Raw genomic sequence first — 20,508 nt, forward strand, 5'->3', positions numbered from 1 at the left:
TACGCACATGAGGGCGCCCCGAGTCGTTTCCGGCTCGGGGCGCCCTCATGTGCGTGACGGGACCTACGAGTGCGTCCGCAGCAGCGTGCGCATGGTCCGCATCGCCACCGACAGGTTCGCCAGGTCGAACGCGTCGGAGCTCTGGATCTCCTCCAGGGTCGTCCGCGCCCGGCCGAGGATCGCCGCGTTCTTCTGCTCCCACACCTTGAACCGCTGCTCCGGCGTGGCCGTGCCGTTGCCCACCGCGAGGACGTCCGCGGTGACGGCCGCGTGGGCCGCGTACAGGTCCTCACGAATGGCCGCGCGGGCCATGGACTGCCAGCGGTCGGCCCGGGGCAGCTCGATGATGCGGTCCATGAGCTGGCTGATGCCGAGCCGGTCGGCGAGGTCGTAGTAGACCTCGGCGACGTCCAGCGGCTCCTTGCCCATGCGGTCGGCCACCGAGACGATGTCGAGCGTCGGGAAGGCGGAGGAGAAGCCGGCCACCGGGGTGGCGAGCTCGTCCGGGACGCCGACGTCGGTCAGCTCGTCGTAGATCTTCTGCCACCACTCCAGGTCCGCGCCGCGCATCAGCTTGGGCAGCTGCGCCCAGACGTGCTCGACGCGCTCGGCGAAGAAGTCGACCGTCTCGGCGAGCTGGAGCGGCTGCGGCCGGTTGTTCAGCAGCCAGCGCGTGCCGCGCTCCACCAGGCGGCGGGAGTGCAGCCGGATCCGGGTCTGGACCGTGGCGTCGACCTTGTTGTCGAGCGCCTCGACCCCGTCCCACACCGACGCCGAGCGGAAGATCGCACGGGCCGCGGTCTGGGCCCGGACGATCTCCTCCAGCGAGGCACCGGTCTCCTCGCGCAGCCGGTGCAGATACGTCGTACCGCCGGTGTTGACCGTGTCGTTGACCAGCACGGTCGTGGTGATCTCACGGCGCAGCGGGTGGCTCTCGATGTACTGCGGGAACTGCTCGCGCAGCGCGCTCGGGAAGTACGCGTGGAGCAGCCCGTGCAGATACGGGTCGTCCGGCAGCGAGGTGTGCAGCAGCTCCTCGGCGACCGTGATCTTCGTGTACGCCAGCAGGACCGCCGTCTCCGGGCTGGTCAGACCCTGGCCCTGGGCGAGCCGCTCGCGGATCTGGCGATCGGTCGGCAGGAACTCCAGGGCCCGGTCGAGGTCGCCCTCGCGCACCAGGTGGCGCATGAAGCGCTGCTGGGCGTGGAGCATGTCCTTGGACTGGGCGAGGGCGTTGGCGATCGCCGTGTTCTGCGCGTAGTTGTTGCGCAGCACCAGGTGCCCGACCTCGTCGGTCATCTCGGCGAGCAGCCGGTTGCGCTGCTTGACGGTCATGTCCCCGTCGGTGACCAGGCCGTTCAGCAGGATCTTGATGTTCACCTCGTGGTCGGAGGTGTCCACGCCCGCGCTGTTGTCGATGGCGTCGGTGTTGATCCGCCCGCCGTGCAGCGCGAACTCGATCCGGCCCAGCTGGGTCAGGCCGAGGTTGCCGCCCTCGCCGACGACCTTGACCCGCAGGTCCTTGCCGTCGACGCGGATGGCGTCGTTGGCCTTGTCGCCGACGTCCGCGTGGGTCTCGGTGGAGGCCTTGACGTACGTACCGATGCCGCCGTTCCACAGCAGGTCCACCGGCGCCCTGAGGATCGCCCGCATCAGGTCGGCGGGCGTCAGCTTGGCGACCTTCTCCTCGATGCCGAGGGCCGCGCGGATGTGCGCGTTGACCGGGATGGCCTTGGCGGTACGCGGGAAGATCCCGCCGCCCGCCGACAGCAGGTCGGTGTTGTAGTCCTCCCACGAGGAGCGCGGCAGCTCGAACAGCCGGCGGCGCTCCGCGTACGAGGTCGCCGCGTCGGGGTTCGGGTCGATGACGATGTGCCGGTGGTCGAAGGCCGCCACCAGCCGGATGTGCTCGCTGAGCAGCATGCCGTTGCCGAACACGTCACCCGACATGTCGCCGACGCCGACGACCGTGAAGTCCTCGGTCTGCGTGTCGACGCCCAGCTCCCGGAAGTGCCGCTTGACGGACTCCCAGGCGCCGCGGGCGGTGATGCCCATGCCCTTGTGGTCGTAGCCCGCGCTGCCGCCGGAGGCGAAGGCGTCGCCGAGCCAGAAGTTGTACTGCTGGGCGACCTCGTTGGCGATGTCCGAGAAGGTGGCGGTGCCCTTGTCGGCGGCGACCACGAGGTACGTGTCGTCCTCGTCGTGCCGGACGACGTCGGCGGGCGGGACGACCTCGCCGGCCACCATGTTGTCGGTGATGTCGAGCAGCGCCGAGATGAAGGTGCGGTAGCTGGCGATGCCCTCCGCCAGCCACGCGTCCCGGTCCACGGACGGGTCGGGCAGCTGCTTGGCGACGAAGCCGCCCTTGGCGCCGACCGGCACGATGACGGTGTTCTTCACCATCTGCGCCTTGACCAGGCCGAGGATCTCGGTACGGAAGTCCTCGCGGCGGTCCGACCAGCGCAGGCCACCCCGGGCGACCTTGCCGAAGCGCAGGTGCACGCCCTCGACGCGCGGCGAGTACACCCAGATCTCGAACGCCGGACGCGGCGCCGGCAGGTCCGGGATGGCCTGCGGGTCGAACTTCATCGACACGTAGTCGTGCGGGTGGCCGCCCCACGCCTCCTGGAAGAAGTTCGTGCGCAGGGTCGCCTTGATGACGGTGAGGAAGGACCGCAGGATCCGGTCCTCGTCCAGGCTCGCGACCTGGTCGAGGGCGGCGTCCAGCTCCTCCAGCAGGGCGTCCACGATCTCGTGCCCGGCGCGCTGCCGCTCCGGGGCCATCCGCGCCTCGAACAGGGAGACCAGCAGCCGGGTGGTGTGGACGTTGTTGCGGAGGGTGTCCTCCATGTAGTCCTGGCTGAACGTCGAGCCCGCCTGGCGCAGGTACTTCGCGTACGCCCGCAGCACCATCGCCTGCCGCCAGGTCAGCCCGGCGCTCAGCACGAGGGCGTTGAAGCCGTCGTTCTCCGCCTTGCCGGTCCAGCTCGCGGCGAACGCCTCCTGGAAGCGCTCGCGGGCGTCGTCGCCGTGGTAGTCCGCGCCGGTCTGCGCCTTGGGCATGCGCAGGCCGAAGTCGTAGATCCAGGCGACGCTGCGGTCGGCGCAGCGCAGCTCGTAGGGCCGCTCGTCCATCACCTCGACGCCGAGCCGGTTGAGCACCGGCAGGACGCGGGACAGGGAGACGGCGTCGCCCTTGCGGTAGATCTTGAAGCGCCGCTCGTCGGGGCCCGCGCCCACCGGCTCGTACAGGCTGAGCGCGAAGTTGTTCTGCTCGTCGAGCCGTTCGAGATGCCCCAGGTCGGCGACGGCCGCGCGCGGGCTGTGGTCGGCCTTGTAGCCCTCGGGGAAGGCGTTGTGGTAGCTGCGCAGCATCTCGGCCGCGCGCTCCTCGCCGACCTCGGCGTTCAGCGCCTCGGAGAAGCCGTCCAGCCAGGAGCGGGCGGCCTCGACCAGGCGGGCCTCGATGCGCTCCTTGTCGGCGTCCGACAGCTGCGGCAGCTCGGTGCCCTGCGGGACCCGGATGACGAAGTGCAGCCGGGAGAGGATCGACTCGGTGTTCCAGGCGGTGAAGTCGACGCTGGTGCCGCCGAGCTCCTCCTTCAGGATGTCGATGATCCGCAGCCGGACACCGGTGGTGTAGCGGTCGCGGGGGAGGTAGACGAGGGCCGAGTAGTAGCGGCCGTACTCGTCCTGGCGCAGGTAGAGCCGCAGCCGGCGCCGCTCCTGGAGGTAGAGCACCGACGTGACGATGGCCTGGAGCTCGTCGGCCGGGGTCTGGAACAGCTCGTCGCGCGGGTACGTCTCCAGGATCTGGAGCAGGTCGCGGCCGTCGTGACTGTTGGGCGAGAACCCGGCGCGGCTCAGCACCTCCCCGACCTTGCGGCGGATGACGGGCACCCGGCGGACCGACTCGGTGTAGGCCGCGGACGAGAACAGGCCCAGGAAGCGCCGCTCCCCGACCACGTTGCCCTGCTCGTCGAACTTCTTGACGCCGATGTAGTCGAGGTACGACGGCCGGTGCACGGTCGCCCGGCTGTTGGCCTTGGTCAGCACGAGCAGCTTGTGCTCGCGGGCCTTGGCGCGGGCGTCGGCCGGCAGCCGCTCGAAGGACGGGCTGACGGGGTGGCTCTCCCCCGCCTCGTGGTGCGGGTCGGCGCGCAGTATGCCGAGGCCCGTACCGGGGACGGCACCGAGCGAGTCGTCGTCGGTCAGCTCGTACTCGCGGTAGCCGAGGAACGTGAAGTGGTCGGCGGCCAGCCAGCGCAGCAGCTCGCAGGCCTCCTCGACCTCCTCCTGCGGCAGATCCGCGGCGACGGGCTCCTGCGGCAGCCCCTCGGCGATCCGCAGCGCCCCCTCGCGCATCTTGCCCCAGTCCTCGACGGCCTCACGGACGTCGGACAGGACGCGCAGCAGGTCGGCGGTGATCTGCTTCAGGTCCGACCGGTCGGTCTCACGGTCGATCTCGACGTGGATCCAGGACTCGACGTGCGCGTCGTGCGGGAGCTCACCGGTGGGCGGGGTGGTGAGCACCTCGATGAGGCGTCCGGTGACATCCCGGCGCACCACCATCTGCGGGTGGATGACGACGTGGATGCCCCGGCCCTGTCGGGTCAGCTCGTTGGTGACGGAGTCGACCAGGAACGGCATGTCGTCGGTGACGACCTCGACGACGGAGTGGCTGCACGTCCAGCCGTTCTCCTCGACCGTCGGGGTGTGCACCCGGACGTTCGCCGTGCCCTGGGGACGGTTCTCGGCCAGGCGGTAGTGCGAGTAGGCGGTTCCGAAGACGTCGACCGGATCGCGGTCGGCGAGGTCCTCCGGGGCGGTGTGCAGGTAGTAGCGCTGGAGGAACGCGAGTACGGCGGCCCGGTCGGGGGTGCCGTGCTCCGTCGTCCCAGTCGGTAGGTACCCCCCGACCGGGCTGTTCTCAGCTACCCGGGCGGCCCGATCGAGCAGCTCGGCCTTGGCTTCGTCCAGCTTGGTCTGCATTGTCCTCTGGCTCCTGTCGCGCGCCGTTGCGTGACGTAGAAGGAAGTACGGTCTCCGGCCTTCCGACGCGACGTCGTGACGCGGGGTGTCCGGTCCGTTCCGACGCTATGCCGCAAGGTGAGATGAGCGGGGGGATATCAGCCATTTCCCACGCGCCCGGGGCATGTGATGCTGCTCTCGACGGCATCCGCTCCCGGGGTGTGCGCGGTACCGCGGGGCTTTCGAAAGCCCCGCCCCGCCCGCGAGGACCAGCGACCGCCGCCCGGACACGGATGTCTTCCATGCTCTCCGGGCGCAGGGCAGGGACACGGAGGTCCCCGCGAACTATCGCGCTGATCACGCCACCAGGCTATCGCTCCTCACCCGGGGCCCGTCATGAGCCGTATGTGTACAAAACCGGGGGTGGAACTTTGACACTCTGCACAGGGGCGCGGAGGCGAGAGCCGTCGTAACGGGCAGGACGGCACCGCACCACTCGTCCCGAAACCGGCGCGTCCCCTAGGCAAGGCCGGACCCGCGAGGCACGTTGGCAGGGAGACCGCACCGACAAAGCCACCTCGAAGGGGAGCAACCCCCATGACCGCCAAGATCCTCATCCTCACGGGCGACGCGGCAGAGTCCCTCGAAGTGCTCTACCCCTACCAGCGCCTCCTCGAAGAAGGCTACGAGGTCCACATCGCCGCCCCGACCCGCAAGAGGCTCCGGTTCGTCGTCCACGACTTCGAACCCGGCTTCGACACGTACACCGAGAAGCCCGGCTACACCTGGGACGCCGACCTCGCGTTCTCCGACGTCGACCCCGGCCAGTACGTCGCCGTGGTCATCCCCGGCGGACGCGCCCCGGAGTACCTCCGCAACGACCCCGAACTCCGCAAGATCCTCAAGTCCTTCTTCGACGCCGACAAGCCCGTGGCCCAGATCTGCCACGGCCCCCTGCTCACCGCCGCGGTCGACAGCCTCCGCGGCCGGCGCGTCACGGCGTACCCCGCGCTGGAACTCGACATGCAGGCGGCCGGCGCCACCTTCCAGGACACCGAGGCCGTGGTCGACGGGACGCTGGTGTCGTCCCGCGCCTGGCCGGACCACCCGGCCTGGATGCGCGAGTTCCTCACGGTGCTGCGCGCCAAGGCGCCGGTGACCTGAGGCGGACGGTCCCCCTGGAGGCGGGGCGGCGGGGCGTGACGCGCCGCCTCCGGGTCAGGCGGCCATCTCCTGCGCCAGAGCGACCGCTTCCGCCAACGAGTCCACCACCGGCACCCCCGCCTCCTCCAGGCTCGCCCGGCCGTGGGAACCCCCGGTGTAGAGCACGGCCCTGGCCCCCACGTGCAGCGCCGCCACCGCGTCGTCGGCGGCGTCCCCGATCACGACCGTGCGGGACGGATCCACCCCGGCGAGCGCGGCCACGTGCCGCACCATGTGCTCGGCCTTGCTGCCCCCGGACGGTCCGGTGCGCCCGTCGACCCGCAGGAAATGCGTCTCGATCCCGAACCCCCGGACCAACGGCACCAGTTCCTCGTGCCCGTACATGCTCAGGATCGACTGGCTGCGGCCGCCCGCCACCCAGTCGACGAGCAGTTGCTCGGCTCCCTCGGTCAGCGCGCACCGCACCCGGTGCTCCGCGTAGTACCGATGGAAGGTCTCGTCCATCACCAGCCACTCCGCGTCGGACGGCAGCCGCCCGAGCAGGCGCTCGTAGAACTTCGGCACCGGCACGCAGTACAGCGCCCGGTACTGCTCCATCGTGATCGGTTCCAGCCCCAGCTCGGCGAACGCCGCGTTCGTCGCCCCGATGATCGCGTCATTGTCGTGGAACAGCGTGCCGTTCCAGTCCCACACAATGTGCGAAGCTCCCTGCATCCCCATGCCGGAAAACGTTACCCGCCCGCACCGACAACGAAGACACCCGCAGGTCAGCCGGGCGGCACCGGCCCCCGGGGAGGGCTGCCGGGCGGCGCGCCCTCAGTTCCCGTCCCCCACCAGGTTCGGGACCTCCTGTGTCGCGTACCAGAGCAGTTCGTGGTCCTCGGCCCCGTCCACGAGGGACTGCGCGTCGTCGTCCCCGCCGTCCGCCGCCCGCACCGCCCCGGCCGCCGCCGCGACATCCGCCGCCGCGTCCGCCGAGTCGACATGCACCGACGCCACCTTGGCCAGCGGCACGGCATCGGCGAGCCCGACCTCACCCGGCGCCGCCGGGTCGGCACCCCGCTCAGGGCCGGGGCCCACCCGCCCGTCCGGTACGTCGACGGCGACCACGACCCGCCGGCGCGGCGCCCCCTCGTCCGCCGCGAGCAGCCGCAGCGAGGCCAGCGCGGCCTGGCCCAGCGCCGCGTACTCCAGTTCCTCGGTGTCCTCGGAGACGTACCAGTCGCGCAAGGCGGGCGTGACGGCGTACGCGGCGAGCGGCCCGGCCCCCACCTCGCCCGTCCTGTACGCCTCGGCGAGACCGGGGAGGGTCAGGGGGACGTAGACGCGCATGGCTGGCCGCTTTCGTGGTCGGAAGGTGGTCGGAGGGGCTCACAAGCCCGTCGGAAGGGCTCCACAAGCCCGTCTGAGGGCTCCACAAGCCCAGGTGAAGGGCCTTCAGGATACGTGCGGGGGTCCCCTTTCGAGTCCCTCCCCGCCCGCCGGGAGGCGTCCACCCCACGCCAGGGATTCACCCGCCCCGCCCCCGCCCTGACAGGCCCCCCTTCCCCTGCGTCACCCGGATAAGTGAAACGTCCGGACCCTGCCGCCCCGGCCCTGTCGGTTTGCCGCTCCTCGACACGTCCCCGTACAAGATCCCCAACAGGAAGTTACCGCTCGGTACGACTTCGGTCGGCCGGGCCCGGCGATTCGGGGACCCCATGAACAAGGTCATGACCAGGACAGTCCAGCGGCACCCCGCCTCCCGTCCCCCCACGCGCCGCGACACCCGCCGCCCCGGCGAGGGCCCACCTCGCGCCCCGGGCGCCGGACCCGCCCGCCCGGCATCCGCCGGCACGCGGCCCCCGGCCGTACCGCAGCCTCGCCCCACCGACCTCTTCGCCGACCGCCTGCTGCTCGTCCTGAGCGGTCAGCGGCCCGTCCACGCCATGCTCCGCCACACCGCGGGCCCCGCCTACGACGACCTGGCCCACCTCGCCGAACACGGCCCCCTGCGCGTCCACGGCCCGCGCCCCGTCATCCGCGACATCGGCTACTGCGAGCCCCGCCCCGGCGCCATCGAGGCCTTCGTCCGCATCGGCACCGGCGACCGTCTGCGCGCCATGGCCTTCCGGCTGGAGCTGGGCCGCGACAGGCGCTGGCGCTGCACGGCCGTGGAACTCGGCGGCGCCCGTACCCGGGCCGGCCACCACTAGAACGTCGACTGGTACGGCGACTGGTACAGCGATGCCTTGGCCCACGGCACGGCACGCCGAAGGGCCGGGCACCCCTCGGGTACCCGGCCCCTGGTCCGGCTGTGACGTCAGACCGCGCTACTTCTTGCGGCGCCGCCCGGCCTTCGCCTGCTTGCGACGCTCCGCACGCGTGAGGCCGTCGGCCTCCGAGCGCACCGGCTCGCCGTCCTCGGTGAAGTCACCCTCGATGGTGCCGCCCTCACCGTCCACCGTCGGCGCGGTGAAGTGCAGGTTCCGCCGCTGCGGGGCCTCCAGCCCCTTGGCGCGGATCTCGGGGCGGGGACCGGCCTGCGCGGGCACCGCGTCCTGCTTCTCCAGCGTCGGCTTGGCGTCCTCGACGGGGACCTCCTCGACCTGCTGCTCGACCTGGACCTCCAGGTTGAACAGGTAGCCGACGGACTCCTCCTTGATGCCCTCCATCATGGCGGTGAACATGTCGAAGCCCTCGCGCTGGTACTCGACCAGCGGGTCCTTCTGGGCCATCGCGCGCAGGCCGATGCCCTCCTGGAGGTAGTCCATCTCGTAGAGGTGCTCGCGCCACTTGCGGTCGAGGACCGACAGCACGACCCGGCGCTCCAGCTCACGCATGATCTCGGAGCCGAGCTGTCCCTCACGCGACTCGTACTGCGCGTGGATGTCGTCCTTGATGGACTCCGAGATGAAGTCAGCGGTGAGCCCGGCGCGGTCGCCGGCCGCCTCCTCCAGCTCCTCGATGGTGACCTTCACCGGGTAGAGCTGCTTGAAGGCACCCCACAGCCGGTCCAGGTCCCACTCCTCGGCGAAGCCCTCGGCGGTCTCGGCGGCGATGTAGGCGTCGATCGTGTCGTCCATGAAGTGCTGGATCTGCTCGTGCAGGTCCTCGCCCTCCAGGACACGGCGCCGCTCGCCGTAGATGACCTCGCGCTGCCGGTTGAGGACCTCGTCGTACTTCAGGACGTTCTTACGGGTCTCGAAGTTCTGCTGCTCGACCTGCGACTGCGCGGACGCGATCGCCCGCGTGACCATCTTGTTCTCGATCGGCACGTCGTCCGGGACGTTCGCCATCGACATCACGCGCTCGACCATCTGCGCCTTGAACAGCCGCATCAGGTCGTCACCGAGGGACAGGTAGAAGCGGGACTCGCCCGGGTCGCCCTGACGGCCGCTGCGGCCGCGCAGCTGGTTGTCGATGCGCCGGGACTCGTGCCGTTCGGTGCCCAGCACGTACAGGCCGCCGAGGTCCTTGACCTCTTCGAACTCGGTGCGCACCGCCTTCTCGGCCCGCTCCAGAGCGGCGGGCAGCGCGGCGGCCCACTCCTCGATGTGCTCCTCGGGGTCGAGACCGCGCTGACGCAGCTCGGCCTCGGCGAGGTCGTCGGGGTTGCCGCCGAGCTTGATGTCCGTACCGCGGCCGGCCATGTTGGTGGCGACCGTCACGGCGCCCCTGCGGCCCGCCTGGGCGACGATCTGCGCCTCACGGTCGTGCTGCTTGGCGTTGAGCACCTCGTGCTGGATGCCGCGCTTGCTGAGCTGCTGCGAGAGGTACTCGGACTTCTCGACCGAGGTGGTGCCGACCAGGATCGGCTGGCCCTTCTCGTGCTTCTCGGCGATGTCGTCGACGACCGCGTCGAACTTGGCGACCTCGGTGCGGTAGATCAGGTCGGACTGGTCCTTGCGGACCATCGGCCGGTTGGTCGGGATCGGGACGACGCCGAGCTTGTAGATCTGGTGGAACTCGGCGGCCTCGGTCATCGCCGTACCGGTCATGCCGGAGAGCTTCTTGTACAACCGGAAGAAGTTCTGCAGGGTGATCGTGGCGAGGGTCTGGTTCTCGTCCTTGATCGGCACCCCTTCCTTCGCCTCGATCGCCTGGTGCATGCCCTCGTTGTACCGGCGGCCGGCGAGGATACGGCCGGTGTGCTCGTCGACGATCATGACCTCGCCGTCGATGACGACGTAGTCCTTGTCCTTCTTGAAGAGCTCCTTCGCCTTGATGGCGTTGTTCAGGTAGCCCACCAGCGGGGTGTTCACCGACTCGTAGAGGTTGTCGATGCCCAGCCAGTCCTCGACCTTCGAGACACCGGACTCGTGGATGGCGACCGTGCGCTTCTTCTCGTCGACGTCGTAGTCGCCGGTCTCCTCGATGCCCTTGAGCGGCTGGCCGGCCTCACCGCGCTTGAGGCGCGTGACCAGCTTGGCGAAGTCGCCGTACCACTTGGTGGCCTGGTCGGCCGGGCCGGAGATGATCAGCGGCGTACGGGCCTCGTCGATGAGGATCGAGTCGACCTCGTCGACCACGGCGAAGTTGTGGCCGCGCTGGACGAGCTCGTCCTGCGACCAGGCCATGTTGTCGCGCAGGTAGTCGAAGCCGAACTCGTTGTTCGTGCCGTACGTGATGTCGCACGCGTACTGCTCTCGGCGCTGGGCCGGAGTCATGTTGGCGAGGATGCAGCCGACGGTCAGACCGAGGAACTTGTGGACGCGACCCATCATCTCGGAGTCGCGCTCGGCCAGGTAGTCGTTGACCGTGATGAGGTGCACGCCGTCGCCCGACAGCGCGTTCAGGTAGGTGGGCAGCGTGCCGACCAGGGTCTTGCCCTCACCTGTCTTCATCTCGGCGACGTAGCCGAGGTGGAGGGCGGCACCGCCCATGATCTGCACGTCGTAGTGCCGCTGGCCGAGGGCGCGCTTGGCGGCCTCGCGCACCGTGGCGAACGCCTCGGGCAGCAGGTCGTCCAGGCTCTCACCGTCGGCGTACCGCTGCTTGTACTCATCGGTGAGGGCCCGCAGCTCGGCGTCGGAGAGGTCGACGAAGTCCTCTTCGATGGAGTTGACCTGGTCCGCGATGCGGTGCAGCTTGCGCAGGATCTTGCCTTCGCCTGCACGCATGATCTTCGAGAGGACGGACACGGGGGTTGGTCTCCTTGCCGGTCGGGCCTGGGACGGTCGGTTTCCTTCTGACGTACTGAGCAACGGCCATCGTATGCGAGGACCCGGCCACGCCGGGAGGCCTGCCGGACCATGACGGTCCGCAGTCGCGTCCCGGTGTCGGATCCGCCGTCGAACTACCCGGAGAAAACCGCCTTCTCACTGCCTTCGTTCTGCCTGCGATGCTGCCTGTGATCCTGCCTGGATCTGGCTCGGATCTGCCTTCGACATGCCTTTCACCCGGGACAACGGACGGGAGAGCCGGATGGTGCCGCGGCGCGCGGACGAATTGTGCGAATGGTGATCGCACGCTCACGCAGGGCAAAGACATGGCGCTCCCCCGCTCTCCCGAGCAGAATCGGCCGATGGAGCCCGTCACGATCACCACCCCCCGCCTCCGGCTGCGCACCGTGGGCCCGGACGACACCGACGCCGTGTACGCCGCGTGCCAGGACCCCGACATCCAGCGCTGGACGACCATCCCCTCGCCCTATCTCGCCGAGCACGCCCGGAACTTCACGGAACACGACGTCCCCGAGGGCTGGGCGAACGGCTCGATGTTCACGTTCGGGCTCTTCGTTGCCGACGGCGCGCTGGCCGGGATGCTCGGCGTCAGCATGCGCTCCCTCGGCGTCGGCGAGATCGGCTTCTGGCTGACCCGGCACCATCGCGGCAACGGCTACATGACCGAGGCCACGCAAGCGGCCTCCCGCTGGGCCTTCGTCCACCAAGGCATCGACCGTCTGGAGTGGCGCGCCGAGGTGGGCAACACCGCCTCCCGCGCGGTGGCGGTGAGCGCGGGCTTCACCATGGAGGGCACCCTGAGGGCGGCCCTGAACAACAACGGCGTACGCCGCGACTGCTGGATGGGCTCCCTGCTCCCCTCGGACCTGGGGCTGCCCTCGACGGCGCCCTACCTGCCGGCCCGGGCACCGGCCGGCTGAGCCCGCGCCCAGGGGGCCCACAGGCATCTGCCCAGCTCAGCCCGGGCTGTCAGTGCCACCCTCTATCGTTCGAAGACATGACGACCCCGCGCCCGGCGGAACTCTCCGCAGCCGAAGCCCGCCGCATCGCCCTTCGTGCCCAGGGCTTCCTCGGCACGCCCGACCGCAAGGCCGGCGTCCGCGGCGTCCTCCGCCACCTGGGCGCGGTGCAGCTCGACACCATCTCGGTACTCGCCCGCTCCCACGAGCTCATCCCCTACGCCCGCCTCGGTGCGGTCGGCCGCAAGACGGTCGAGGACGCCTACTGGACGCCCACGACGACGGTCGGGACCCCGCCCCGGCCCCACGCCTTCGAGTACTGGTCGCACGCCGCGTGCATCCTGCCCGTAGAGGAATGGCCCCACTTCGCCTTCCGCCGCCGCGCCTACCGCGCCCGCCCCCACTGGAACCACGAACTCCCGGACGGCGCCTACGACCAGGTGATCAAGCAGCTGCGCGCCGAGGGCCCGCTCACCGCCACGGAACTGGGCGGCGCCAAGCGCACCAGCGAGTGGTGGGACTGGTCCGGCACGAAGGTCGCCGTCGAACGCGCCCTGATGTACGGCGAGGTGGTCTGCGTGACGCGCCGCGGCTGGAAGCGCGTCTACGACCTCGCCGAGCGCGCCGTCCCCGCGGCCCTGCTGCACGACGAGCTGGACGACGCGGAGTGCCTGCGCCGCCTGGTCCGCCTCGCCGGCCAGTCGCTCGGCGTCGGCACACGCGCGGACATCGCCGACTACCACCGCCTCAAGGGCGAGCAGGTCGACGCGGTGATCGCCGACTCGGGGCTGGTCCCGGTCACGGTGGAAGGCTGGGGCAAGCCGGCCTGGGCGGACCCGGCGGCCCTCCAGGCTCCCCCGCGCGGCCGCCACCGCACGACGCTGCTCTCCCCGTTCGACTCCCTGGTCTGGGAGCGGGCCCGCACGGAGCGCGTCTTCGGCTTCACCCACCGCCTGGAGGCCTACGTCCCGAAGCCGAAGCGGGTGTACGGCTACTTCGCGATGCCCGTCCTCGCAGGTGGCCGTCTCGTGGGTCGGGTCGATCCGGCCCGGGAGGGCCGCACCCTCGTGGCCAAGCAGGTCACGCTGGACGGGCCGAAGGCGGTCCCGGCGGTGGCCCAGGCGTTGATCGAGGCGGCGAGCTGGGTGAACTGCACCGATGTACGGGTGGAGCGGGTGGAGGCGCCGGAGCTGCGCGAGCCGCTCATCGTGGAACTCGCCCGCGCACTGGCCTGACCGTCGGCAGGCCGGCCTGTCGGCCGACGGCTCAGCGGATCTCCAGGATCTTCTCCCGCATCGCGTACACCACCGCTTCCATCCTGGAATGCAGCTGCAGCTTCTCCAGGATGTTGCGCACGTGGTTCTTCACGGTGTTCTCGGAGATGAACAACTCCTTGGCGATGTCACGGTTGTTCATGCCCGTGGCGACCAGCTTGAGCACCTCCAGCTCACGGTCGGTCAGCCGAGGCGCGGGCACCAGCCGGCGCTCGTCGGTGCGCTGGATCATCGACTTGAACTCGGTGAGCAGCTTCGACGCCATGGACGGACTGATCTGCGACTGCCCGTCGGCCACCGCGCGGATCGCGGTGGACACCTCGTCCGTGGAGATCTCCTTGAGGAGATAACCGGTCGCCCCCGCCTTGATGGCCTCGTAGAGGTCCGCTTCCTCGTCGCTGATCGTCAGCATGATGATCTTCGCGCTGGGCGCCACCTCCTTGATGGAGGTGCATGCCTCGATCCCGCCCCGCTTCGGCATGCGCACATCCATCAGGATGATGTCCGGAAGCAGATCGGCGGCCTTCTCCACGGCCTCGGCGCCGTCGCCCGCCTCACCGACGACCTGGATGTCCTCCTCGGCCGCCAGCACGATCTCCAGGCCGCGACGGAAGAGCGCGTGGTCGTCCACCACCAGGACGCGAATCGGCTCCCGGCGTGCGGAGCCCTCGTCCGGGCCCATGCCGACGACGCCGTCGTCGGCGTCCTCGTTCTGCATCGGTCCGAAGCTGTCCGCCATCGTTCCTCCCCCTGAAGGCAGTGGCCTGTGGTCCTGTGCCATCGCCAACCCAAGGCAACTGTCCACCGGTTGGGCCGTTGCGGCCATGATTCCATGCCCGGACGGCACTCCGGTGACGAAGCGGTCCGTGAAGTCGTCGCACACAGGTGCCCCTGGGAGCGCATCAGCGCGCTCCAGGGGCACCCGGATCAGCTGTCCTCCGGATCAGGTCAGCCGCCCAGCGGGCCCCCCGCGTCGGGCGAGGGCGTCTGGGTGACCATGGTGTCCGTGCTGAGGTGGATCACGCCGTAGTCGTACGCGTGCCGCCGGTAGACGACACTCGGTTCCTTCGTCTCGGAGTCGACGAACAGATAGAAGTCGTGCCCGACCAGTTCCATCTCGTAGAGAGCCTGGTCGAGGGTCATGGGTGCTGCGACGTGAGTCTTCTCGCGGACCACGAGGGGGCCTTCGCCCTGTACTTCCAGCGAGCCGATCTTCTTGGTGGGCACCGAGTTCGGCTCGTCCGCCTCGAAGGCACTGCCGTCACCGTTGAGCGTCGCCGCGCCCGGAACGTGGTCGGCGACCTCGGCTGCCGTCAGCCGGCGCACCCCCCGGCGCGTGTGACGCTTGTCGTGCTGCCTGCGCAGCCGTGCGTCCAGCTTCTCGGCGGCGAGGTCGAGCGCCGCGTACGGGTCGTTGGCCGCTGCCTCCGCCCGGATCACCGGACCGCGGGAGCGGAGGGTGATCTCCACTCGGTCGCAACGGTCCGCCTGCCGGGGGTTGGGCTCCTTGGACACCTCGACGTCGAGGCTGATCACCTTGCCATCGAGCTTCTGGATCTTGTCCAGCTTCAGCTTCTCGGCCACGTGCTTTCGGAACCGCTCGGGCACCTCGGTCTTGCGGCCCTTGACGACGATGTCCACGCAGAACTCCGTTCCCGGATCGCTCCGCTTCACTGGCGGAGCATCTCCCTTGTGCACCAGGTCCCGGTGAGCCCCGGGACCGCGGACTCGGTGACGTCCACCTCCTCCCCCATGGGCAAGATCTCCACCCGGCCGGCCGGGGTGATTGCGAAAAACCACGGCACGGCATTCGGATAAGCGAGGTGTGGCCTGCGGCCTTTCCCTCACAACCGAACATATCTCGCCCGGACGGATGTCGTCACCCTCTACTGCCGCGTACCTCCATTCCGGTGAATTGACCCTCTCACTACCTGCAACGATGCAACTTCGCAGTCAGTTCCGGTTTATTTCGAAAGAATCCGGCGACGCAGCGACCACCGCGGCAGAGATCGCGTTCCGATCACTCTTCGGCTTTCCCCGCACGGCCCACTCACGGTCCGTGCTCCCTTCCATTGATCCCGTCATCCGTTCTTGTCTCCTTTCCCCGAGGGCTCCCTCGTACACAGCCGTCACCACATCTCCGCGCGTCGCGAATGCCGCACCCCCGTAACCAGCCGTTTCCTCGGCCAGCGTCACCCGTACGGCCCGCGCCGCCTCCGTCAACGACGCGCCCGTCGTCATCACGTCGTCCACCAGCACCACCCGCCCCTCGCACAACAGTCGGGCTCCGCCGGCGGTCACCGACAGCGCCCCCGCGAGGTTCTCCAGGCGCTGCCGTGCGTCCAGCCCCGCCTGGTCGGCGACCGGCCGCCGCTGCCGCAGCACCGCGAGCACCCGGGCGGGCGTCCCCGTACGGCGCAACTCGGCCGCCGCCGCCAGCGCGGTCCGCCGGGCCGGATCGTGCCCCCTCGCCCGCACGGCCCCGCGCCCCGACGGCACCGGCACGAGCAGCACCGGGCCTCCGGGCACCTCGGCCGACCCTGCCCGCACGGCACCGGCGAGGGCGACGCCGAGCGGCCGGGCGAGCGGCAGCGCACCCCGCTCCTTGTGGGCCAGCAGCACCGCCCGCACCGCGTCCGCGTACGGTGCCGCCGCGTGCACGACCGGCAGCCCGCCCGGCTCCGGCACGGGCCGCACCCGGCGCGGTACGGCCCCGCTCAGGGCGGCACGGCACTCCGGGCAGAGCACCGTGCGAGGCCTGCCGCAGCCTCCGCACTCGGCCGGCAGCACCAGATCGGTGAGGTCCTGCCACCACCCCCGCATGCCCACCACTGTGCCGACTCCGCCCCGGCGCCACCACCCCTGTGGAAAACCCCCTGTGGACAACTCGGTGCGCGCCCATGACAAGCAAAAACGGCCGCACCCACCAGGCTCATGCCCGGCGGGTGCGGCCGTCCAGCACAACCGTTCGCAGGCCGCGGGAGGCGAAGAACCCAGCTCGGCGCCGCGCGGTACCGGTCCAGCGGCCCGCGGCGGCCCCGCGCGCGACCCCGGCGCGGAGGGCCCGCTACCCCGGATAGACCGGCGCGGACCCGTCCTTGACCACCGTCTGCCACTGCGCCCCGTCCGGCAGCCGCACGATCCCGTCCACCGAGTACGCCACCAGCGGCACCCGGTCGCCCTCGGAAGCGGCGATCTCCTTCACCCCGGTGAGCGCGTCGGGCGCCGGCACCTCGGGCATGGAGCCGTCGACCTGCACGTACCGCATCTGCTGCACGCCGCCCTCCTCGCGCCCGGCCACCACGAGCCGGCCGTCACCGGCCCAGGACATGGTGGTGACCTCCTCCAACTGCGGTGCGGCGGAGCGCAGTTCGAGCACCGAGACGCCCGGCACCCCCGTCACCTGGTCCTTCTCGCCGCGCTCGATCCGGCCGACCTGCAACGACTGCTTGCCGTCCTTCTCCACGACCAGCGCGATCCGGACACCGTCCGCCGCGACCCGCACGGACTGGATCCGTCCGTCCAGCCGCGGCACCTGCGCCTCCACCGGCTCCCCCTTGCCCTGCGGCAACACGAGCAGCCGCGCGTCCTCCGGGTTGCGGTCGGCCACCCACAGGTCGCCGCGCGCGTCCCAACTGGGCGTGGTCAGGCGGTCCTTCTCCGTCCGGCCGGTGCTGCGCACCACCGGCTCCCCGAGCGAACCGCCCGACGCGAGCGAACCGACGTACAGCGCCTTGCCGTCCAGGCCGACCCCGGCCGCGGTCTGCTCCTCCCGCGACACCGCCGCCGAGCGCAGCGTGCGCACGCCCTCGCCCAGTTCTCCCGGCACCGGTTCGGCCTTCGCGCTCCGGCTGCCCGCCGGGATCCGGACGAGCCGGTGCTGCCCGTCCACGAAGTAGAGGAAGTCCACCCGCCGGGCCGACCCGTGCGTGGCGACGGCCGCCGCCCCGTCCTCGTTGAGCACGCACAACTGCGTACCGCCCGCCTGCAGTTCGATCTCGTCCACCGCGGGCGTGAGGTTCTGGAGGGTGAACAGCAACTGGGCGGCCATCTCGCTGCACTTGGCGGGTCCGACCCGGCCGGCCTTTTCGTTCAGCGGCACGGTCAGCCGGTTGCGGTCGTCGGGCGTGAGCGCGCCGACGCCCTTGCGCAGCGCCGTACCCGTCGGGAAGCTCGACCTGACCACGGGGCCCAGCCAGGTCGTCGGCCCGTTGAGCAGGGAGCGCACGATCTGCGTCATGGGGTCCACGCGCCGGCGCACGTACACCGGATCGGCGACCGCCGCGGGCTGCGAGGACGCGCCCACCGCGGCGTCGGAGGCGAAGTAGTACTTGTTGGCGGACACGTAGTTGCGCTGGAAGTCCGACTGCCCCATGACGACGCCCTGGGGCAGCCCGTCGATGCGCCACTGCTCGCTCTTCTTGTCCCGCGTGAGATGCACCGGCCGGCTGTAGGAGCCCTCGGTCGGTGTGTACGACTGCTGCGCGTCCACCAGGGCGACCTTGGTGCCGGTCAGCGTGAACGAGAAGTCGACGCCGTCCTGCCGGGTCCCCCCGGAGTTCGCCTGGGTGTCCGGCCCGTCGGCGAGCACCGTCGTGGACAGCTCCGGCTGCCAGGTCTTCGCGGCCGCCGCCGTCAGATACTGCTTCGCCGTCGCATAGTGCGGGTCATCGCTGGTCAGCGCCTCGAGGAAGCCCTGCACGATCTCCGACGGCGGCGCGTCCTCACGCGGCGGCATCGGAAAGACCCGCACCTGTGTCTCCTGGCGGGGCGTGGACTCCACGCCCCGCAGGTCCCCGCTGTCGGGCATCGAGGCGCACCCCGTCAGCAGCATGGCGCCACAGGCGACGTACGCCACCGCGCGTCCCGGCGTGCGCCGGGAGCCCCCCTCGCGGTCAGCGCCCACGAAATGCCTCCCCTTGATCGTTCAACTCCTGCGGCCCGGCGTCCACGGCACCGGTCGGGGCCGTACTGCGCGCCCCCTCACCGACCGGCTGCTCCCCCGGCCCCCGTGACCCGCCCGCGGGCCGGGGCACGACGCGCGCGCCGTTGCCGGGCAACGCCGTCGGATCCGCCGTCGGGGCCACGGCGGCCGACCGGGGTGCGATCGGGTCGCGCGCCGCCGTCTGCCCGCTGCCTGTGGACTGGGCAGGCACGGTCGCGGTCTTCACCCCGCCACCGCGCGGCAGCCCGGCGTCGTTGAGGCCTCGGTTGCGCCGGGAGTCCTTGGGTTCCAGCGGTATCGGCGAACCCCTGAGCGGCTCGTCCGCGGTGCGCGGCAGCGTCAGCCGGAACTGCGAGCCGCCGCCCGGCTCACCCCACGCCTGCAGCCAGCCCCCGTGCAGACGGGCGTCCTCCAGGGCGATCGACAGCCCGAGGCCGGTGCCGCCCGTCGTACGCGCGCGTGCGGGGTCGGCCCGCCAGAACCGGCTGAAGACCCGGGTCGCCTCCCCGGGCTTGAGCCCGACGCCGTAGTCACGTACCGCGACCGCGACCGCCCCGCCCGCCGCGGCCAGCTTGACGACGACGTCCTTGCCCTCGCCGTGCTCCACGGCGTTGACGACGAGATTGCGCAGCACCCGCTCCACCCGCCGGGCGTCGGCCTCGGCGACGACGGGCTGCTGGTCACCGACGACACGTATGTGCGTGCCCTTGCGCTCGGCGAGGGGCTCGGCGCCGCTGACCACGCGCCGCACGACCTCCCTGAGGTCTATCGGCTCGGCCTCCAGCGCCGCCGCACCCGCGTCGAAGCGGCTGATCTCCAACAGGTCCGCGAGCAGCGACTCGAACCGGTCGAGCTGGTCGGCGAGCAGCTCCGCCGACCGCGCGGTCACCGGGTCGAAGTCCACGCGCGCCTCATGGATGACGTCGGCCGCCATCCGCACGGTCGTCAGCGGGGTCCGCAGCTCGTGCGACACGTCGGACACGAAACGCCGCTGCATCCGCGACAGGTCCTCCAGCTGCTGGATCTTCAGCTGGAGGTTCTGCGCCATCTTGTTGAAGGCCTCGCCGAGGCGCGCGATGTCGTCCTCGCCGGTGACCTTCATCCGCTCCTGCAGCCGGCCGGCCGACAGCCGCTCGGCGATCCCGGCCGCCATCCGCACCGGCGTCACGACCTGCCGCACCACCAGCCAGGCGATGGCCCCGAGAAGGACGACGACGAAGAGACCGGCCGTCGCCAGGGTGCCCTTGACCAGGCTCAGCGACTTCTCCTCCTGCGTGAGCGGGAAGAGGTAGTACAGCTGGTACGGGTCGCCGTTGGGGTCGTTGACCTCCTTGCCGATGACCAGCGCGGGCTGCGAGCCCTTGTCGCCGCTGTACACGATGCGGGTGTAGCTCTGCGCGGCCGACGGACTGCTGTTGACGCGCTCGCGCAGATCCTCCGGCACGCTCGTGTTCGGGTCGACACCACCGGAGGCACGCGGTCCGCGCCCCCCGCCGCTGTTGTCACCGGCCGGCAGCGTCACCACGTCGAAGGCGCCCTGCCCGCCGCTGGAGAGCGAGGAGACGAGATCGCTCATCCACTGGATCACGTTCTGCGAGGACCGCCCGTCCACCGCCGTGGACGGGTCCTCACCCGTGCCGCTCGCCGCCTCGTCGGCCCGCTGCTTGGCCACCGCGAAACCGCCCGTGGCCTGGCTCTGCGACGCCTTCACCTTGGCGTCCAGCAGTCCGTTGCGCACCTGTCCGATGACCACGAAGCCGAGCAGCAGCACGACACCCAGCGACATCAGCAGGGTGGTGACCACGACCTTGAGCTGGATGTTCCGCCGCCACAGCCGCATGACGGGCAGCAGCGGACGCCGTACCCAGCGCATGAACAGGCGAAGGACCGGGCTGCCCTGGACTCCGCCACGGAGCAGCCCGCTCTCCAGAAGGCGGCCCCAGCGGGAACCCGCCGCCTTCCGGCCGACAGGCCGCCCCGCGCGGGTCCCGGACCGGCCGGGCGCCGAAGCGGCACTGTCCTTGGACATG

The 20,508-nt window shown here is 70.7% G+C and carries 13 protein-coding genes; 4 read left to right on the forward strand and 9 right to left on the reverse strand.

Annotated elements, in window-relative coordinates:
- Positions 1-63 precede the first annotated feature (63 nt).
- Complete coding sequence (locus ACZ7LV_RS31225; protein ID WP_471944237.1) at positions 64-4,992, reverse strand: NAD-glutamate dehydrogenase; 4,929 nt, start codon at positions 4,990-4,992, stop codon at positions 64-66.
- Positions 4,993-5,568: 576 nt separating this feature from the next.
- Here ACZ7LV_RS31225 and ACZ7LV_RS31230 point away from each other — a divergent pair.
- On the forward strand, positions 5,569-6,135 hold the full coding sequence (locus ACZ7LV_RS31230) for a DJ-1/PfpI family protein (protein ID WP_401681174.1): 567 nt from the start codon (positions 5,569-5,571) through the stop codon (positions 6,133-6,135).
- A gap of 54 nt (positions 6,136-6,189) precedes the next feature.
- Here ACZ7LV_RS31230 and ACZ7LV_RS31235 read toward each other — a convergent pair whose 3' ends face one another.
- Complete coding sequence (locus ACZ7LV_RS31235; RefSeq protein ID WP_471944239.1) at positions 6,190-6,855, reverse strand: HAD family hydrolase; 666 nt, start codon at positions 6,853-6,855, stop codon at positions 6,190-6,192.
- A gap of 96 nt (positions 6,856-6,951) precedes the next feature.
- On the reverse strand, positions 6,952-7,467 hold the full coding sequence (locus tag ACZ7LV_RS31240) for a DUF6912 family protein (protein WP_471944241.1): 516 nt from the start codon (positions 7,465-7,467) through the stop codon (positions 6,952-6,954).
- A gap of 368 nt (positions 7,468-7,835) precedes the next feature.
- On the opposite strand from ACZ7LV_RS31240, the gene ACZ7LV_RS31245 reads away from it, so the two are divergent.
- Positions 7,836-8,330: an Rv3235 family protein gene (locus ACZ7LV_RS31245; protein WP_471944243.1), complete on the forward strand. Its 495-nt coding sequence runs from the start codon at positions 7,836-7,838 to the stop codon at positions 8,328-8,330.
- Between the two features lie 117 nt (positions 8,331-8,447).
- On the opposite strand, the gene secA is transcribed toward ACZ7LV_RS31245, so the two are convergent.
- Positions 8,448-11,258, reverse strand: a complete 2,811-nt coding sequence (gene secA, locus ACZ7LV_RS31250) for a preprotein translocase subunit SecA (RefSeq protein ID WP_471944245.1) — start codon at positions 11,256-11,258, stop codon at positions 8,448-8,450.
- A 383-nt stretch (positions 11,259-11,641) separates the two neighbouring features.
- On the opposite strand from secA, the gene ACZ7LV_RS31255 reads away from it, so the two are divergent.
- Entirely contained in the window at positions 11,642-12,220 is a 579-nt protein-coding gene (locus ACZ7LV_RS31255; protein WP_471944247.1) for a GNAT family N-acetyltransferase, read from the forward strand.
- 77 nt (positions 12,221-12,297) lie between these two features.
- Entirely contained in the window at positions 12,298-13,494 is a 1,197-nt protein-coding gene (locus ACZ7LV_RS31260) for a winged helix-turn-helix domain-containing protein (protein ID WP_471944249.1), read from the forward strand.
- A 31-nt stretch (positions 13,495-13,525) separates the two neighbouring features.
- Here ACZ7LV_RS31260 and ACZ7LV_RS31265 read toward each other — a convergent pair whose 3' ends face one another.
- The 5 genes from ACZ7LV_RS31265 to mtrB all read right to left on the reverse strand — a co-directional run bounded on the left by ACZ7LV_RS31265 (position 13,526) and on the right by mtrB (position 20,507).
- The gene (locus ACZ7LV_RS31265) at positions 13,526-14,272 is read right to left on the reverse strand and encodes a response regulator (protein WP_401681194.1); all 747 of its coding nucleotides are present in this window, start codon (positions 14,270-14,272) and stop codon (positions 13,526-13,528) included.
- Positions 14,273-14,481: 209 nt separating this feature from the next.
- On the reverse strand, positions 14,482-15,174 hold the full coding sequence (hpf, locus tag ACZ7LV_RS31270; protein ID WP_401681197.1) for a ribosome hibernation-promoting factor, HPF/YfiA family: 693 nt from the start codon (positions 15,172-15,174) through the stop codon (positions 14,482-14,484).
- Positions 15,175-15,486: 312 nt separating this feature from the next.
- Positions 15,487-16,356 carry a ComF family protein gene (locus ACZ7LV_RS31275; protein ID WP_471944251.1) on the reverse strand — a complete coding sequence of 290 codons (870 nt, stop codon included), beginning with the start codon at positions 16,354-16,356 and terminating at the stop codon, positions 15,487-15,489.
- Between the two features lie 244 nt (positions 16,357-16,600).
- Positions 16,601-18,439: an LpqB family beta-propeller domain-containing protein gene (locus tag ACZ7LV_RS31280; RefSeq protein ID WP_471944253.1), complete on the reverse strand. Its 1,839-nt coding sequence runs from the start codon at positions 18,437-18,439 to the stop codon at positions 16,601-16,603.
- Positions 18,429-20,507 carry an MtrAB system histidine kinase MtrB gene (gene mtrB / locus ACZ7LV_RS31285; RefSeq protein ID WP_471944255.1) on the reverse strand — a complete coding sequence of 693 codons (2,079 nt, stop codon included), beginning with the start codon at positions 20,505-20,507 and terminating at the stop codon, positions 18,429-18,431. The genes ACZ7LV_RS31280 and mtrB overlap by 11 nt, the downstream gene beginning before the upstream one ends.
- Between the last annotated feature and the right edge of the window lies 1 nt (position 20,508).

The organism is Streptomyces sp. NPDC107562 (assembly GCF_055657325.1).

Coding starts and splice junctions, on each gene's coding strand:
- ACZ7LV_RS31225 (WP_471944237.1), bottom strand. CDS start 4,992: ATGCAGACCAAGCTGGACGAAGCCAAGGCCGAGCTGCTCGATCGGGCC.
- ACZ7LV_RS31230 (WP_401681174.1), top strand. CDS start 5,569: ATGACCGCCAAGATCCTCATCCTCACGGGCGACGCGGCAGAGTCCCTC.
- ACZ7LV_RS31235 (WP_471944239.1), bottom strand. CDS start 6,855: ATGGGGATGCAGGGAGCTTCGCACATTGTGTGGGACTGGAACGGCACG.
- ACZ7LV_RS31240 (WP_471944241.1), bottom strand. CDS start 7,467: ATGCGCGTCTACGTCCCCCTGACCCTCCCCGGTCTCGCCGAGGCGTAC.
- ACZ7LV_RS31245 (WP_471944243.1), top strand. CDS start 7,836: ATGAACAAGGTCATGACCAGGACAGTCCAGCGGCACCCCGCCTCCCGT.
- ACZ7LV_RS31255 (WP_471944247.1), top strand. CDS start 11,642: ATGGAGCCCGTCACGATCACCACCCCCCGCCTCCGGCTGCGCACCGTG.
- ACZ7LV_RS31260 (WP_471944249.1), top strand. CDS start 12,298: ATGACGACCCCGCGCCCGGCGGAACTCTCCGCAGCCGAAGCCCGCCGC.
- ACZ7LV_RS31265 (WP_401681194.1), bottom strand. CDS start 14,272: ATGGCGGACAGCTTCGGACCGATGCAGAACGAGGACGCCGACGACGGC.
- ACZ7LV_RS31275 (WP_471944251.1), bottom strand. CDS start 16,356: ATGCGGGGGTGGTGGCAGGACCTCACCGATCTGGTGCTGCCGGCCGAG.
- mtrB (WP_471944255.1), bottom strand. CDS start 20,507: ATGTCCAAGGACAGTGCCGCTTCGGCGCCCGGCCGGTCCGGGACCCGC.